The organism is Azospirillum sp. NS33 (assembly GCF_059703765.1).
In genome coordinates this window covers 81,079-96,270 of record NZ_BAAKJB010000004.1, presented here as the reverse complement: position 1 = coordinate 96,270, position 15,192 = coordinate 81,079, and the positions used below count along the sequence as shown (strand labels likewise).

The window sequence follows — 15,192 nt, the reverse complement described above, 5'->3', positions numbered from 1 at the left end:
AACGGTGGCGGCAGGGCGGATCGGCGCCGGCCGCCGGTCAATGCCGCTTGCTGACCCCGCCGTTGGTCAGAACCGCGCCGGCCGAGGGCGGGCTGTGCCCCTTGGACTCGCCGGGTTTGGCGTCGGCGGCCTTGTCGGTGCCCCTGTCGGCACCCGGCACCGCGCGGCCGCCGGCCGGGCTGCGCACCGCATCGCGGCCGGGCAGTTCGATGTTGACCTCGAGGGTCGAGCAATCGCCGCCGCGGTCCAGCTTGACCTCGACCTTGTTCTCGTCGATGTCGACGTACTTGGCGATCACCGACAGCAGTTCCTGTTGCAGCATCGGCAGGTAGTCCGGCCCGGTCCGGCCGATCCGCTCATGCGCCATGACGATCTGCAACCGCTCCTTGGCCTGGGTCGCCGACGTCTTGGGCGTGGAGCGGAAGAAGCTGAAAATGCTCATGCGCTCCTCCGCAGGAGACGGCCGAACAGGCCCTTCTTCTCCGGCTTGACGAATCGGTGTTCGATGTCCTCGCCCAGGAACCGCGACACGGCGTCGAGGTAGGCCTGGCCGGCGTTCGACTTGTCGTCGAGGATGACGGGCATGCCGATGTTGGAGGCGCGCAGCACAGCCTGGCTTTCCGGCACCACGCCCAGCAGCGGGATGGCGAGGATCTCCAGCACGTCGTCGACCTTCAGCATCTCCCCCTTCTCCACCCGGTCCGGGTCGTAGCGGGTCAGCAGGAGCTGCTGGGTCACCGGCTCGATGCCCATCTCGGCACGCCGCGACTTGGCGTTGAGGACGCCCAGGATGCGGTCGCTGTCGCGCACCGACGACACTTCCGGGTTGGTGACGATCACCGCGTGGTCGGCGAAGTACAGCGCCATCAGCGCCCCCCGCTCGATGCCCGCCGGGCTGTCGCAGACGATGTAGTCGAACTCCTTCTCCAGCTCGCCCAGGATGCGCTCGACGCCGTCGCGGGTCAGCGCGTCCTTGTCGCGGGTCTGGGAGGTCGGCAGGATCGACAGGTTGTCGACCCGCTTGTCCTTGATGAGCGCCTGGTGGAGCTTGGCCTCGCCGTTGATCACGTTGATGAAGTCGAACACCACCCGGCGCTCGCAGCCCATCACGAGATCGAGGTTGCGCAGGCCGACGTCGAAGTCGATGACGACCGTCTTGAACCCGCGCAAGGCCAGCCCGGTGGCGAAGGCGGCGCTCGACGTGGTCTTGCCCACGCCGCCCTTGCCCGATGTCATGACGATGATCTTGCCCAACGAGCCTCTCCTAGCGTTCACGTGTTGGCATGACGACGATTGCCGTTCCACAGGGTCCGTCCACGCCGGTCCGTCACAGCGGGTCCACATGCAGGAAGCCGTCGCTGAGGCGGATCTGCACCGACTTCTTGAGGAAGGCGGCGTCGATGTCCTCCGCGACGCGGTACAGCCCGGCGATCGACACCACCTCCGCCTCCAGGCTCTGGCAGAAGATGCGCGCCGCGTCGTCGCCGGAGATCCCGGCCAGCGCCCGGCCGCGCAGCGCGCCATAGACGTGGATGTTGCCGTCGGCCAGCACCTCGGCGCCGTGGGACACCGGGGCGGTGATGACGAGGTCGGCCTTCTCGGCGTAGATCTGCTGGCCCGACCGGACGGGATCGCAGACCACCAGCGCCGGGCGGTGCACCTCGACCACCACGGGCTGGGCCGGAGCCGCGTGCCCGGCGGCCACGACCTGCGGGCGCGCCGCCTCCAGCCGTGCCGCCCGGCCCGTCGGCATGGGCACCAGGCCCAGCGCCATCGCGGCCTCCTGCACGGGCCGCGGGCCGCCCACATACCCGATCGGCAGCAGGTGCTGCTCGCGCACCTTGGCGACAAAGGTCGCGAGGTCGAAGGCGATGGACTCGGCCAGGTCCTCGAAATCGAGGACCACCGGCGCGTGGCGGAAGAAGTTGGGCGCCTGCCGGACCTTGCCGCCCAGCAGGGAGAAGAAGTGCGGCGACGCGGGATCGGTCACCTTGAGCACCATCATGGTGAAGGAGTTGCCCCGCAATTGGAACGGTGCGTCCCGTTCCGCGACCTGACCGGCGCTGCTCACCGCCACCTTCCTAACTTGTCTTGTCGCATCCATCGGAACCCGGCCCCGCCGCCACCCGACGCGCGCATCGTTGCGGCCTTCTAGCGCCCCGGAGGCCACCGGTTCAAGCGCCGCGCCCGTTTCCGGTGTGACCTTGTCCGGGAGGACCGCGTCGGGCGTGATCGTGTCGGGGTGGCCGTTCTCGGCCCGCGCCGTCGACCGCGCTCCTTGCGAACACGACGAGGCCTTTCCTTAATGGGACAGTAACGGAACTCCATATCGGGGGCAAAGGGTTTCGCCGGCACTACATCCTGCCCGCCACGCGTGCGGCGGCGGGTCACACGGCGGCCCGGGGGTGGCGCCCGCGGGCCGGCGCACGCGCCGCGGGGGCGCCCCCGCCGCCGTCACCGCCCACCCGCCTATGACCCTCGTCATGGGGGGCCCGGCCGCGGCATATCCACAACATGTTGTATGAAACTTTTGCGCCCGCCGCAATTTCCACAGACAGCCATGGCCCCCCCGCGTACCATGGTCGGGCGAGGCATGGTCCGGGTTCTCGCCCCGGAAATCGAGGAGTCGGGCTTGCACGATCCTTCGCTCACCGCACCCCAGCCCGTCCGCCCTCCGGCGGATTGCGCAGCGGCCGGCCTCGCACCGGCAAGCCGGCACCGGGCACACCGTCGTTCATCACCGCAGACGACCGCAAACCTCCCCTCCGTGGGAGGTTTTTTTGTGCCCGTGGCTCCGCCACCCCCCGTGACGTGAGGAGAGCGACATGGCCAAACGCCAGATGAAGGGCAGCATCGCGACCACGGTTTCCGATTCCACCGTCCGGCCCCTGTTTCCTGGCAACGGCTGGGACCCGCTGGTCGCGGACGAGCACCGCGACCAGAGCTACCTGCGCACGGTGAAGCCGCAGAGCCTCAACCAGAAGGCCCTGCTGGACGCGATCCGCGCCCATCATCTGGTGATGGCGTTGGGCCCCGCGGGCACCGGCAAGACCTACCTCGCCATCGCCTCGGCCGTCGAGGCGCTGGAGGAGAGCAAGGTCGACCGCATCGTCCTGTCGCGCCCCGCCGTGGAGGCCGGGGAGAGCCTGGGCTACCTGCCGGGCGACCTCAACGAGAAGATGGCGCCGTTCCTGCGCCCCCTCTACGACGCCCTGTCGGACCGACTCGGCGGCAAGCGCCTGCGCCAGTACATGAGCGACGGAACCATCGAGATCGCCCCCGTCGGCTACATGCGCGGACGCACCCTCAACAACGCCTTCGTGGTGATCGACGAGGCGCAGAACTGCACCTACGCGCAGATCAAGATGCTGCTGACGCGGCTGGGCTGGCACTCCACCATGGTGCTGACCGGCGACCCCGACCAGACCGACCTTCTCGACAACCTCTCCGGCCTCTCCGACATCGCCCGCCGGCTCGAGGCGGTGGAGGGCATCGCCGTGGTCCGGCTCCAGGACACCGACATCGTGCGCCACCCGCTGGTGGCCAGCATGCTGACCGTCCTGTGACGGCGACGGCCCGTCCCCCGGCCTCCGGGGGGCGGGCCGCCACCCGCCGATGCGGCGCGGCGCGCAGCACCTTTCCCTCGCCACGCCCGTGGGCTAAGGTCGCGCCACCGGTTTCCCCTTCCGACGCATCGGACCGCTATGAACGCGCGCCTCCTCCGCATCGCCCTCGCCTCCCTGGTCGGGCTGGCCATCGCCGCCGGCATCGCCTGGTGGCAGGTGCAGCACGCCGAGCGGATCGCCACCACCGGCACCGCCGACATCGGCGGCCCGTTCCAGCTCACCGACCACACCGGCACGCCGGTGACGGAGGCCGACTTCCGCGGCACGCACCTGCTGATCTATTTCGGCTACACCTATTGCCCCGACGTCTGCCCGACCGAGCTGGCGACCATGGCCGCGGCGCTCGACACGCTGGGGCCGCTGGCCGCGGAGGTGCAGCCGGTGCTGATCACCATCGACCCGGAGCGCGACACCCCCGCGCACCTCGCCGACTATGTCGGGCTGTTCCACCCGCGCCTGGTCGGGCTGACCGGGACGCCGGAGCAGGTGCGCGCCGTCGCCCGTGCCTACCGCGTGTACTACGCCAAGGCGCCCGGCGCCGAGGAGGCCGGCGCCGACTACCTCATGGATCACTCCAGCTTCGTCTACCTGATGGGCCCCGACGGACGGTTCCTCGACGTGTTCCCCGGCGGCACCACGGCGGACGCCATGGCCGAGGGCATCGCCCGGCGCGTGAAAGGTTAACGTCCCACCCTGCGGAATCCTCCGGTAACTCTTGTGTAATCAAGCACTTGCAGCCAAGGTTTTGCTTCTTGACAGTGTAGTGCCCCGTTCGTATGGTCTCGCCGCTTTCGCGTGGCGGTGAGCCGGTGGTGGGACGACGAAGCGGCATGAGCGACGACCGGCCCCCCACCTCTCTCGATGAGCTCGACGCCCGGTTGCGCAAGGCGCGGGAAGGGCAGGACCGGAAGTCCGCCCCCGGCACTCTGGCCGGCATCCCGCACGGGCCACTGGGGGTGGCCTGGCGCATCGGGGTGGAGTTGGTGGCCGCGATGATCGTCGGTGTCGGAGGCGGGCTTCTGCTCGACCGCTGGCTCGACACCGCGCCGTGGGGTCTGGTGGGGATGTTCTTCCTGGGCTCCGCAGCGGGTGTGCTGAACGTCTACCGGGCCATTTCCGGGCTCGGCTTCGCCCCCGGCTACGGCCGGGCCGACAAGGAAGATCACGAGCGCCCCTCCGGCGGCGACGAACATTGAGCGAGGACGACCTTGGATCCGCTGCACCAATTCCAAATCAACTCCATCGTGCAAATCGAGATCGCCGGTTACGACGTGTCGTTCTCGAACTCGGCGCTGTTCATGGCGGCCGCGGTGGCGCTGATCTACGCTCTTCTCGTCTACGGCATGAAGGGGCGCGCGCTGGTTCCCGGCCGCCTGCAGTCGCTCGCCGAGATGTTCTACGAGTTCGTCGCCAACATGGTGCGTGACAACGCCGGCCACGACGCCCGGCCGTACTTCCCGTTCGTCTTCACGATCTTCATGTTCGTGCTGTTCGGCAACATGCTCGGGATGATCCCCTACACCTTCACCTTCACCAGCCACATCATCGTCACCTTCGCCCTGGCGCTGACGGTGTTCGTGTTCGTGACGGTGCTGGCGCTGATCAAGCACGGGCTGCACTTCTTCACCTTCTTCATGCCGCACGGTGCGCCGGTGGCGCTCGCCCCGATCCTGATCCCGATCGAGGTGATCTCCTACCTGATGCGCCCGGTCAGCCTGTCCATCCGGTTGTTCGCCAACATGATGGCCGGCCACACCATGCTGAAGGTGTTCGCGGGCTTCACGGTTCTCATGATCAGCGGCCTGGGCGCGGTCGGCCTGTTCGTCGGCCTGATCCCGGTGCTGATCAACATTGCGTTGACCGGCTTCGAGTTCCTGGTCGCCTTCCTGCAGGCCTATGTCTTCGCGATCCTGACCTGCCTCTACATCCGCGACGCGCTGGAGCTGCACTGACCGCAGCCCGGCGCCCGCCGGACCCGTCTTCAACCCTTCGTTCTCCAGTTCACCCAAATAGAGGAATCAGTACCATGGAAGCTGAAGCCGCAAAGTACGTCGGCGCCGGTCTGGCCGTCATCGCCCTCGCCGGCGTCGGCATGGGCATCGGCAACATCTTCTCGACCCTGATCGGCTCGATCGCCCGCAACCCGGCCGTTCAGCCCAAGGTCTTCCCGATCGGCATCCTGGGCTTCGCGCTGACCGAAGCCGTGGCGCTGTTCGCGCTGCTGATCGCCTTCCTGATCCTGTTCGCCTAAGGTCCGAGCGGACGCTTCACTCGCTCGAGAGACGCGGCGCCGGGCTCACCGTCTGAGCTTCCGGCGCCGCTCCTTTGCCTTGGGGGACCGATCATGCCGAACCTGTTGGCCGAGGCACGGCTGGCCCGCTGGGCGGGCGTTGCGGGCAGCGCGCTCGCTTCGCTCACCCTGTTCGCCGGCACCGTCCTCGCGGCGACGGCGGAACACGCGCCGGGCGCCGAACACGGGGCGGAGCATTCCGGCGGTCTGCCGCAGCTCAACCCCGAAACCTTCCCGACCCAGATCTTCTGGCTCGCGGTGACCTTCATCGTCCTCTACTACCTCATGGCCAAGAAGGCCCTGCCCCGCGTGGCGGAGGTTCTGGAGGAGCGTCAGGACCGGATCTCCCGCGACCTGAACAAGGCCGCCTCCGTCAAGGAGGAAGCCGAAACCGTGCTGGCCGCGGTGGAGAAGGCCATGGCCGACGCACGGGTCGAGGCGCAGTCGGTGATCGCCGCCGCCGCCGCCGAGATCGAGGCCGGGAACCAGGCCCGCCAGGGCCAGCTCTCCGCCGACATCGCCGAGCGCCTGAAGGCCGCCGAGGCGCGCATCGCGTCCGCCAAGGACGAGGCCCTGGCCAACATCCGGGAGGTCGCCTCGGACGTCGCGCGCGACGTCGCCGGCCGTCTGGCGGGCGTCGAGATCGACGCCAAGAAGGCCGAGGCCGCCGTCGCCGCCGTGCTTGAGGAGCGCCGGTAATGTTCATGACCCCCGAATTCTGGGTTGCCGTCGCCTTCGTGATCTTCATCGCCCTGGTCTGGAAGAAGGCCGGCGCCGCGATCACGTCGCTGCTCGACACCCGCGCGGAGAAGATCCGCGCCGAACTGGACGAGGCCCAGCGCCTGCGCGAGGACGCCCAGGCGACGCTGGCCACCTACCAGCGCCGCCAGCGCGACGCGGTGAAGGAGGCGGAGGCCATCGTCGCCCACGCCCGTGAGGAGGCCGACCGCTTCCGCACCACCGCCCACGCCGACCTCGAGGCCGCTCTGCGGCGGCGCGAGGCCCAGGCGATGGAGCGCATCGCCCAGGCCGAGGCCCAGGCGCTGGCCGAGGTCCGCAACCTGACGGTGGACATCGCCATGGCCGCCGCCCGCCGCGTCCTCACCGAGGGCATCAGCCCGGCCCAGTCGGACGCGCTGGTCGACCAGGCCATCGCCGAGTTGCCCAAGCACCTGCACTGACCGTTCCGCCCACAGCAACGGTCTGTCGAGAACCCCGGCCTTGGCGCCGGGGTTTTCCGTTGGGCACAATGGCGTCCCGATCCGAACCGAAGGACGCTTGCGCGATGCCCACCCCCATCCCCACCGTCTTCGTCTCCCACGGCTCGCCCATGCTGATGCTGGAGGAGGACTCGGCGGGGCGCGCCTTCCTCGCCGGTCTGGGGGGGCGGCTCGGCCGCCCCTCGGCCATCCTGGCCGTGTCGGCCCATTGGACCACGCCACGGCCGATGGTCAGCCGGGCCGAGCGGCCGGCCACCATCCACGATTTCTACGGCTTCCCCGACGCCCTCTACCGCCTGTCCTACCCCGCCCCCGGCGCGCCGGCCCTGGCCGACCGGACGCTCGCGCTGCTCGGTGCGGCGGGGCTGGACGGCGGTGCCGATCCCGCCCAGGGCCTCGACCACGGCGCCTGGGTGCCGCTGTCGCTGATCTACCCCGAGGCCGACATCCCCGTGGCCCAGCTCTCGGTCCTGCCCGGCCAGGACGCGGCCGCCCACGTCGCGCTCGGCCGGGCGCTGGCACCGCTGGCACGCGAGGGCGTTCTGGTGCTGGGCAGCGGCGGCGCCGTCCACAACCTGCGCGCCCTCAGCCGCGGCGTCAGCGACGCCCCGCCGGACTGGGCCGCCGGGTTCGCCACCTGGCTGGACCAGGCCGTCGCCGGCGGCGGCGAGGCGCTGGCGGCCTGGGCGGCCGCCCCCAACGCCGCTGTGGCCCACCCGACGGACGAGCATTTCCTGCCCCTGCCCGTGGCGCTGGGCGCCGCCGGCCCCGGCGCCCGGGCGGAGCGGCTGCACGCCGGGTTCGAGCATGGCAGTCTGGCCATGAACGCCTACGCGTTCCACCCCGCCTGACGGGGCCGCGGCCCTTCTACACCCGCGGCCCGCGGTCGGGCGGGAAGCGCTCCAGCACGCGCTTGAGGATGCTGTCGCGCACCTGGCGGTAGCCGGCCAGCATGGCGTCGCGGCTGCCGTCGACCAGGGTGGGGTCGAAGGTCATCCAGTACGCGACGTCGCAGGCCATGGTGCGGGTCATTTCCACGGCCCGGTGCTGGGCCTCCGGCGACAGCGAGACGATGAGGTCGAAGGAGCTGTCCTCCAGCTCGTCGAAGGTCTTGCAGACATGGCCGGAGATGTCGATGCCCAACTCGTCCATCACCGCCACGGCGAAGGGGTCGACGCCGTCGCTCTCCCGCACGCCCACGGAGTCCACGTAGATGCGGTGGCCGTGGTAGTGGCGCAGCATGCCGGCCGCCATGGGCGAGCGGATCATGTTGAAGGTGCAGGCGAAGAGGACACTGGTGACCGGGAGGATGGGGGGCGGCGCCATGACGCGGTCCGGTCCGGCCGGGTCAGCCGCGGATGTGCAGGACGCAAATCAGCGTGAACAGCCGACGCGCCGTCTGCAGATCCATGTCGACCTTGCCGCTCACGCGCTCGCGCAGCAGCTCGGACCCCTCGTTGTGGAGGCCGCGCCGGCCCATGTCGATGGCCTCGATCTGCGACGGCGTCGCCTTCTTGATGGCGGCGTAGTAGCTCTCGCAGATCATGAAGTAGTCGCGCACGATCGAACGGAACGCCGACAACGGCACCATCACCTTGCCGAGCGCCGCGTCGTCCGCGCGCCGGATGTCGAGGATCAGCCGGTTGTCCTCGATCGACAGGTGCAGGTGGAACGGGCCGTCCTCGCGGTGGTCGCAGGGGCAGAACTCGTTCTCTTCCAGCAGGTCGAAGATGGCCACGGCGCGTTCGTGCTCCACCTCCGGCTTGCGGCGGACGACGGTCTTCTCGTCCAGTGTGACGTGGACGATGCGGTGCTTCGTCCGGTCGCCCATCACCCCTCCCCGTCGGCGCCGGACAATCGCAGCGCCACCGATTCGGCGTGGGCGTCCAGCCCCTCGGCCCGGGCCAGGGTCACCGCCGCCGGGCCGATGGCCCGCAGGGAGCGCCGGTCGCAGGCGACGAAGGTGGTCCGCTTCATGAAGTCCAGCACGTTGAGACCCGAGGAGAAGCGGGCGCTGCGCGCGGTCGGCAGGACGTGGTTGGGCCCGGCGACGTAGTCGCCGACCGCCTCGGGCGTGTAGCGGCCGAGGAAGATGGCGCCGGCGTTGCGCACCCGGGCCATCAGCGCGTCGGGGTCGGCCACCGCCAGCTCCAGGTGCTCCGGCGCCAGCCGGTCCACCAGGGACGGAGCGTCGCGCAGCAGGTCCTCGACCAGGATCACCGCACCGTGCTCGCGCCAGCTCTCCGCGGCGATCTCGGCCCGCGGCAGCCGGCGCAGATGGTCCTCCACGGCGGCTTCGACGGCGGCGGCGAAGGCTGCGTCGTCGGTGATCAGGATGGACTGGGCGACCCGGTCGTGCTCGGCCTGGCTCAGCAGGTCCATGGCGATCCAGGACGGATCGTTGGCGGCGTCGGCGACCACCAGGATCTCCGACGGGCCGGCGATGCTGTCGATGCCCACCACCCCGTAGACCTGCCGCTTGGCGGCGGCCACGAAGGCGTTGCCGGGGCCGACGATCTTGTCGACCGGGGCGATGGTCGCGGTGCCGTGGGCCAGCGCCGCGACGGCCTGGGCGCCGCCGACGCGGTAGATCTCGCCGATGCCGCAGCGCCGCGCCGCCGCCAGGACCAGGGGGTTGATCCTGCCGTCCGGCGTCGGCACCACCATGACCACCCGCTCGACACCGGCCACCCCGGCCGGCAGGGCGTTCATCAGCACCGACGACGGGTAGGCGGCGGTGCCGCCGGGGACGTAGAGGCCGACCGAGCCGACCGGCGTCCAGCGGGCGCCCAGACGCACGCCCTGCGGGTCATGGTAGTCGGTGACGGCCGGCACCTGCAGGCGGTGGAACGCCTCGATCCGCTCCGCCGCGGTGTCGAGCGCGCGCAGCAGATCCGGGTCGCAGGCGGCGACGGCGAGGTCCACCTCCTCCACCGGGATGCGCAGGGTTCCCGCGGTCAGGCTCAGCCGGTCGAAGCGCCGGGTGTACTCCAGCAGGGCGGCGTCGCCGCGGGCGCGGACATCCTCGACGATGGCCTGGACCACCATCTGGACGTCCTCGCTGGCCTCGCGCTTGGCGTGCAGCAGGTCGGTGAAGGCGGCCTCGAAGCCGGCGTGCGTTCGGTCAAGCCTGAGCGGCATGGACGGCCCCCCGGAAGCGTTCGATCCAGTCGGAAATCTCGTCGGGCCGCGTCTTGAACGCCGCCCGGTTGACGATGAGGCGCGAGGTGACGTCGGCGATGTGCTCCACCTCCACCAGCCCGTTGGCCTTGAGGGTCGAGCCGGTGGAGACCAGGTCGACGATGCGCCGGCACAGGCCCAGCGTCGGCGCCAGCTCCATCGCCCCGTTGAGCTTCACGCACTCCGCCTGCACGCCGCGGTCGGCGAAGTGGCGCCGCGTCACCTCCGGGTATTTGGTGGCGACCCGGACATGGCTCCAGCGCGACGGGTCGTCGCCCTCGACCATCGCCGCCGGTTCGGCCACCGACAGCCGGCAGGCGCCGATGCCGAGATCGAGCGGCGCGTAGATCTCGGGATAGTCGAACTCCATCAGCACGTCGTTGCCGGCAACCCCGAGATGGGCCGCGCCGAACGCGACGAAGGTCGCCACGTCGAAGGAGCGCACGCGGATCACGCTGAGGTTCGGCACGTTCGTGGCGAAGCGCAGGAGGCGGCTGTTCCCGTTGTCGAACTCCGGCTCCGGCTCGATGCCGGCGTGCGACAGCAGCGGCCGCAGCTCCTTGAGGATGCGGCCCTTGGGCAGGGCCAGCACGAGCGCGTCGTCGGTCTGGGTATCGGCGGACAAGGAACGACTCTCCGAGGCTGGTGCCGGTCGGCGGGACGGCCGCCCGGCCAGCCCGCGTCGAGCCGATAGATACCACATTCCGCGGCGGCGTCACGGCTTTCGACCCGCACCGGACGCGCAAAACGCGCGCTCCGCCGGCGCCCGCGCCCTGTCCGACGGCGCGGGCGCAGGAGGCGGGGGCGGTGCCGTCCGCCGGTCGACGCCCGGCCGGCGCGACTCTCCGGCCGCACCGCGTGTTGAGGGATGCGTGGGCCTGGCCCCTCAGGCCCGCCAACCGAGAGGAGCCATGCCATGGCGCACGAGAGCATCAAGACGCCGATGTCCCCGGACGGCCCGCTGACCGGCGACAGCGGCATCGACGAAACCCGCGCCCGCACCAACGCCGACCTGTCGCAAAGCGATCAGGCCCGCACCGGCGTCGAGCGGCGGCTGCAAGCGCAGCGCGAGGGGCGCCACATCCAGGCCACCGACTCCTCGGGCAAGCCGTACGGTCACGACTTCGACCCCGACGTGCACGAGGACGGGGTGGGCCGCACCGGAAGCCCGGGCAACGAGCTCTAGGGTGCGGGGTCCCGGTCCGGAACCCGCGCCCGGCGGGATGCCGGGTGCGCGGCGCGGCTACACGGCGGGCGGCGCGGGCGGGGCCGCCACGGGGGCGGCGAGCTGGGCGTCGACCACCGCGACGCCGGTCATGTTGAGCAACCCGCGCACCGTGATCGACGGGGTGACGATGTGCACCGGGCGCGCCGCGCCCAGCAGGATCGGCCCGACGTTCTGCGCCTCGCCCAGAACCTTCAGCATGTTGAAGGCGATGTTGGCGGCGTCCAGGGTCGGCATCACCAGCAGGTTGGCGGACCCCTTCAGCCGCGAATCCGGCAGCACCTTGGCGCGGATCGCTTCGGACAGCGCGGCGTCGGCGTGCATCTCGCCATCCACTTCGAGGTCGTTCATCTCCGCGGAGATGAGCTGGTAGGCCTGGCGCATCTTGCGCGCCGACGGCGTGTCGGCGCTGCCGAAGTTGGAGTGCGACAGCAGCGCCACCTTGGGCTCGATGCCGAAGCGCCGCACCTCCTCCGCCGCCAGGCGGGCGATCTCGGCCACCTGCCCCGCCGTCGGCTCGGGGTTCACGTAGGTGTCGCAGATGAAGTAGGTGCCGTTCTGCAGGATCAGCAGGTTCATCGCCGCGGCGGTGTTGACCCCCTTGCGCAGGCCGATGACGTCCTTGACGTGGGTGTAGTACTCGCCGTAGCGGCCGGAGGTGCCGCAGATCAGGGCGTCGGCCTCGCCGCGGCGGACCATCAGCGCGCCGAACACCGTGGGCTGGGTGCGCACGACGTTGGCGGCGTGGGTCGGCGAGACGCCGCGCCGGCCCATCATCGTGCGGTAGATCTCGGAATAGCGGTGGTAGCGCGGGTCGCGGATGATCTCGATGATCTCCACGTCGACGCCATGCTTCAGGCGCAGCCCCAGTTCCACCACCTTGCGCTCGATGATGTCGCGGCGGCCCAGGAGCACCGGCTTGGCGATGCCGTCGTCCACCGCGAGCTGGGCGGCGCGCAGCACCCGCTCGTCCTCGCCCTCGGCGTAGACGACCCGCTTGGGGTCCTTCATCGCCGCCTGCATCACCGGCTTCATGACCAGGCCGGAGCGGAACACGTACATCCCCAGCTCGTCGCGGTAGGCGCGGAAGTCGGGGATCGGCCGGGTGGCGACGCCGCTGTCCATGGCCGCCCGGGCGACGGCCGACGGCACCTCGATGATGAGGCGCGGGTCGAACGGCTTGGGCAGGATGTAGTCGGGGCCGAAGCGCAGATCCTCGCCGCGGTAGGCGGCGGCGACCACGTCCGACGGCTCGGCCCGGGCGAGGTTGGCCACGGCGTGGGTGGCGGCGACCTTCATCTCCTCGTTGACGGTGGTGGCGCCGACGTCCAGCGCCCCGCGGAAGATGAAGGGGAAGACCAGGACGTTGTTGACCTGGTTGGGGAAGTCGGAGCGGCCGGTGGCGATGATGGCGTCGGGCCGGACCTCGCGGGCCAGATCCGGCATGATCTCCGGCTCCGGGTTGGCCAGCGCCATCACGATGGGGCGTGGTGCCATCCGCTTGACCATGTCGGGCGTCAGGACCTTGGCCCCGGACAGGCCGAGGAACAGGTCCGCGTCGTCGATGACATCGCCCAGGGTGCGTTTGTCCGTGTCCTTGGCGTAGGCGTCCTTGTAGGGGTTCATGTCCTCGGCCCGCCCGGTGTGGACCAGCCCATGCTTGTCGACGAGCCAGACGTTCTCGCGCTTGACGCCCAGCGCCACCATCAGGTCGAGGCAGGCGATGCCCGCCGCACCGCCGCCCGTCGACACCACCTTGATCGCCGCCGGTTCCTTGTTCACCAGCTTCAGGCCGTTCAGCATCGCCGCCCCGACCACGATGGCGGTGCCGTGCTGGTCGTCGTGGAAGACCGGGATCTTCATCCGGTCGCGCAGGCGCCGCTCCACCTCGAAGCAGGCTGGCGCCGCGATGTCCTCCAGGTTGATCGCGCCGAAGGTCGGCTCCAGCCGCGCGATGGTGTCGACCAGGGCGTCGACGTCGGTCTCGTTGAGCTCCAGGTCGAAGACGTCGATGCCGGCGAACTTCTTGAAGAGGACCGCCTTGCCCTCCATCACCGGCTTGGCCGCCAGCGGGCCGATGTTGCCCAGCCCCAGCACCGCCGTGCCGTTGGTCACGACCGCCACCAGATTGGCCCGGGTGGTCAGCTCCGCCGCCTGGGCGGGGTCGGCGTGGATCGCCATGCAGGCGGCGGCGACGCCCGGCGAGTAGGCCAGCGCGAGGTCGCGCTGGTTGGCCATCGGCTTGGTGGCGACGATGGCGAGCTTGCCCGCTTTGGGCCGCCGATGGTATTCCAGCGCCAGCGCGTCGAGGTCCCCGGACATGACGTTCTCCCCCTTCGATTAACCCGCTTCCGGTTATTCTCCGGCCGGGCATGAACTGCTATGCGGCTTATAGCGCAAAGCGGGGGAGGCGGAAAAGCGCACCCGCCGCATGGCACCTCCCGGCGCGGCCGCCGTCGCACCGGGGGGATTGATCGAGAGGATAGCTGGGGCGGGGCGCGGCGGGGAAGGGAAAGCTCATGGACGGCGGGCCGCTGCCGCCGGCGCCCCGGCCCATGACGCCGGCACCGGGTCCTACATCGGACCCATGACGCTGCTGATCGCCATCTCGATGCTGGAGACGGCGCGGTGCACCTGCTGACCGATGAGGTCCATCTTCTTGAGCTGGACGATGCGCGGCTGCGCCTGGCGCAGCTCCATCGGGTCGAGCACGCTGCCGAACAGCCCGCTGACATCGACCAGATTGACCAGAACGACGTCGCGCGGGTCGGGGATCTCGTCGCCGAGCAGGAGGTCGCGCAGCCGGGCGCGCACCTCGCGCTGGCCGGTCCCGTCCACCACGGGATAGCGCCGGTCCTTGAAGATCCACAGGAAGCGGCCCTGCTCGGCGCGGACGATGCCGCGGTCGACCAGGCGGTCCAACGCGGCGGCGCGCAGCTCGGCGCCGTGCTCCGCCACGCCGTTGGTCCAGTCCGCCGGGGCGCCGGCGGGCCGCTTGGCCAGCCGCGCCAGCACGCCGTCCAGCAGCGGCTCGCCCGAGGGCGTCGGGTCGACCACCGCGATGCGCTCCAGGTCGCTGTCGATGCGGCCCAGCAGCGCCAGCTCCATCAGCACCGCGCCGGCGGCGAGCTGGTCGTAGACGCTGCGCGCCAGCGGCCGCAGCACGCCGCTGGTCTCGTCGATGCACAGCAGGACGATCTCCTCCAGCAGCGTCGGCTGCCGGCCGATCGGGCCGGCGGCCGGAGCGGAGGCCGGAGCGGAGGCCATCGGCGCGCCCGCCAGGGCGGCGATCGCACGGTCGGCGTCGGGGTGGATGGCGAACAGCGCGGTGAAACCGCTGACGTCGAACACCTCCCGCACCTGGGGGTGGAGGCCGCTCAGCGCCAACGCGGTGCCGCCCTGCTTGGCCTGGCGCCCGGCCTTCAGCAGGACGCGCAGACCGGCGCTGCTGATGTAGTCGCACGCCGCCAGGTCGAGCACCAGCGCCCCGCCCGCCGGCATCGCCGGGGGCGACAGCGCCGCGACCAGGGCGGCGTCCAGCTCCGGCCCGGTGTGGCCGTCGATGCGGCCGGCCACCGTCACGAGGGCCACCCCCGCCTGCGCAGACTGAGTGATGTCCATGTCCCCTGCTCCCTGGCGATGCCGGGCGGT

General features: G+C 70.7%; 18 protein-coding genes. 9 read left to right on the top strand and 9 right to left on the bottom strand.

The window, feature by feature from the left end:
• Positions 1–37: 37 nt before the first annotated feature.
• From minE to minC, 3 genes are all read right to left on the bottom strand, one after another.
• On the bottom strand, positions 38–442 hold the full coding sequence (gene minE / locus AC6H2I_RS05630) for a cell division topological specificity factor MinE (RefSeq protein WP_497499601.1): 405 nt from the start codon (positions 440–442) through the stop codon (positions 38–40).
• Positions 439–1,254 carry a septum site-determining protein MinD gene (gene minD / locus AC6H2I_RS05625; protein ID WP_497499600.1) on the bottom strand — a complete coding sequence of 272 codons (816 nt, stop codon included), beginning with the start codon at positions 1,252–1,254 and terminating at the stop codon, positions 439–441. Before minD ends, minE begins: the two co-directional genes overlap by 4 nt.
• Before the next feature lie 73 nt (positions 1,255–1,327).
• A complete protein-coding gene (minC, locus tag AC6H2I_RS05620) occupies positions 1,328–2,071 on the bottom strand; it encodes a septum site-determining protein MinC (RefSeq protein ID WP_497499599.1) in 744 nt (247 codons plus the stop codon).
• Positions 2,072–2,825: 754 nt separating this feature from the next.
• Between minC and AC6H2I_RS05615 the strand changes: the two genes are divergently transcribed.
• From AC6H2I_RS05615 to AC6H2I_RS05580, 8 genes are all read left to right on the top strand, one after another.
• Complete coding sequence (locus AC6H2I_RS05615) at positions 2,826–3,566, top strand: PhoH family protein (protein ID WP_497499598.1); 741 nt, start codon at positions 2,826–2,828, stop codon at positions 3,564–3,566.
• A 138-nt stretch (positions 3,567–3,704) separates the two neighbouring features.
• A complete protein-coding gene (locus tag AC6H2I_RS05610) occupies positions 3,705–4,310 on the top strand; it encodes an SCO family protein (protein ID WP_497499597.1) in 606 nt (201 codons plus the stop codon).
• A gap of 146 nt (positions 4,311–4,456) precedes the next feature.
• Positions 4,457–4,822 carry an AtpZ/AtpI family protein gene (locus AC6H2I_RS05605; protein ID WP_497499596.1) on the top strand — a complete coding sequence of 122 codons (366 nt, stop codon included), beginning with the start codon at positions 4,457–4,459 and terminating at the stop codon, positions 4,820–4,822.
• Positions 4,823–4,834: 12 nt separating this feature from the next.
• The gene (locus tag AC6H2I_RS05600; RefSeq protein WP_497499595.1) at positions 4,835–5,578 is read left to right on the top strand and encodes a F0F1 ATP synthase subunit A; all 744 of its coding nucleotides are present in this window, start codon (positions 4,835–4,837) and stop codon (positions 5,576–5,578) included.
• A 74-nt stretch (positions 5,579–5,652) separates the two neighbouring features.
• Positions 5,653–5,877, top strand: coding sequence for an ATP synthase subunit C family protein (locus AC6H2I_RS05595; RefSeq protein ID WP_029006950.1), 225 nt, complete (start codon positions 5,653–5,655; stop codon positions 5,875–5,877).
• A 93-nt stretch (positions 5,878–5,970) separates the two neighbouring features.
• Positions 5,971–6,615: a F0F1 ATP synthase subunit B family protein gene (locus AC6H2I_RS05590; RefSeq protein ID WP_497499594.1), complete on the top strand. Its 645-nt coding sequence runs from the start codon at positions 5,971–5,973 to the stop codon at positions 6,613–6,615.
• The gene (locus AC6H2I_RS05585; RefSeq protein ID WP_497499593.1) at positions 6,615–7,097 is read left to right on the top strand and encodes a F0F1 ATP synthase subunit B family protein; all 483 of its coding nucleotides are present in this window, start codon (positions 6,615–6,617) and stop codon (positions 7,095–7,097) included. Before AC6H2I_RS05590 ends, AC6H2I_RS05585 begins: the two co-directional genes overlap by 1 nt.
• A gap of 104 nt (positions 7,098–7,201) precedes the next feature.
• Entirely contained in the window at positions 7,202–7,987 is a 786-nt protein-coding gene (locus tag AC6H2I_RS05580; protein WP_497499592.1) for a DODA-type extradiol aromatic ring-opening family dioxygenase, read from the top strand.
• A 16-nt stretch (positions 7,988–8,003) separates the two neighbouring features.
• Here AC6H2I_RS05580 and AC6H2I_RS05575 read toward each other — a convergent pair whose 3' ends face one another.
• The 4 genes from AC6H2I_RS05575 to hisG are packed head-to-tail and all read right to left on the bottom strand — an operon-like array spanning position 8,004 to position 10,941.
• Positions 8,004–8,462: an arsenate-mycothiol transferase ArsC gene (locus tag AC6H2I_RS05575; RefSeq protein WP_497499591.1), complete on the bottom strand. Its 459-nt coding sequence runs from the start codon at positions 8,460–8,462 to the stop codon at positions 8,004–8,006.
• Between the two features lie 22 nt (positions 8,463–8,484).
• Positions 8,485–8,967, bottom strand: a complete 483-nt coding sequence (locus tag AC6H2I_RS05570) for a UPF0262 family protein (RefSeq protein WP_497499590.1) — start codon at positions 8,965–8,967, stop codon at positions 8,485–8,487.
• On the bottom strand, positions 8,967–10,277 hold the full coding sequence (gene hisD, locus AC6H2I_RS05565) for a histidinol dehydrogenase (protein WP_497499589.1): 1,311 nt from the start codon (positions 10,275–10,277) through the stop codon (positions 8,967–8,969). Before hisD ends, AC6H2I_RS05570 begins: the two co-directional genes overlap by 1 nt.
• A complete protein-coding gene (gene hisG / locus AC6H2I_RS05560) occupies positions 10,261–10,941 on the bottom strand; it encodes an ATP phosphoribosyltransferase (RefSeq protein WP_497499588.1) in 681 nt (226 codons plus the stop codon). The genes hisD and hisG overlap by 17 nt, the downstream gene beginning before the upstream one ends.
• 291 nt (positions 10,942–11,232) lie before the next feature.
• Between hisG and AC6H2I_RS05555 the strand changes: the two genes are divergently transcribed.
• Positions 11,233–11,502, top strand: coding sequence for a hypothetical protein (locus AC6H2I_RS05555; RefSeq protein WP_497499587.1), 270 nt, complete (start codon positions 11,233–11,235; stop codon positions 11,500–11,502).
• Between the two features lie 57 nt (positions 11,503–11,559).
• On the opposite strand, the gene AC6H2I_RS05550 is transcribed toward AC6H2I_RS05555, so the two are convergent.
• Both AC6H2I_RS05550 and AC6H2I_RS05545 read right to left on the bottom strand, forming a co-directional pair.
• Complete coding sequence (locus tag AC6H2I_RS05550) at positions 11,560–13,863, bottom strand: NADP-dependent malic enzyme (RefSeq protein WP_497499586.1); 2,304 nt, start codon at positions 13,861–13,863, stop codon at positions 11,560–11,562.
• 252 nt (positions 13,864–14,115) lie between these two features.
• Positions 14,116–15,162 carry an anti-sigma factor antagonist gene (locus tag AC6H2I_RS05545; protein ID WP_497499585.1) on the bottom strand — a complete coding sequence of 349 codons (1,047 nt, stop codon included), beginning with the start codon at positions 15,160–15,162 and terminating at the stop codon, positions 14,116–14,118.
• Positions 15,163–15,192: the final 30 nt, after the last annotated feature.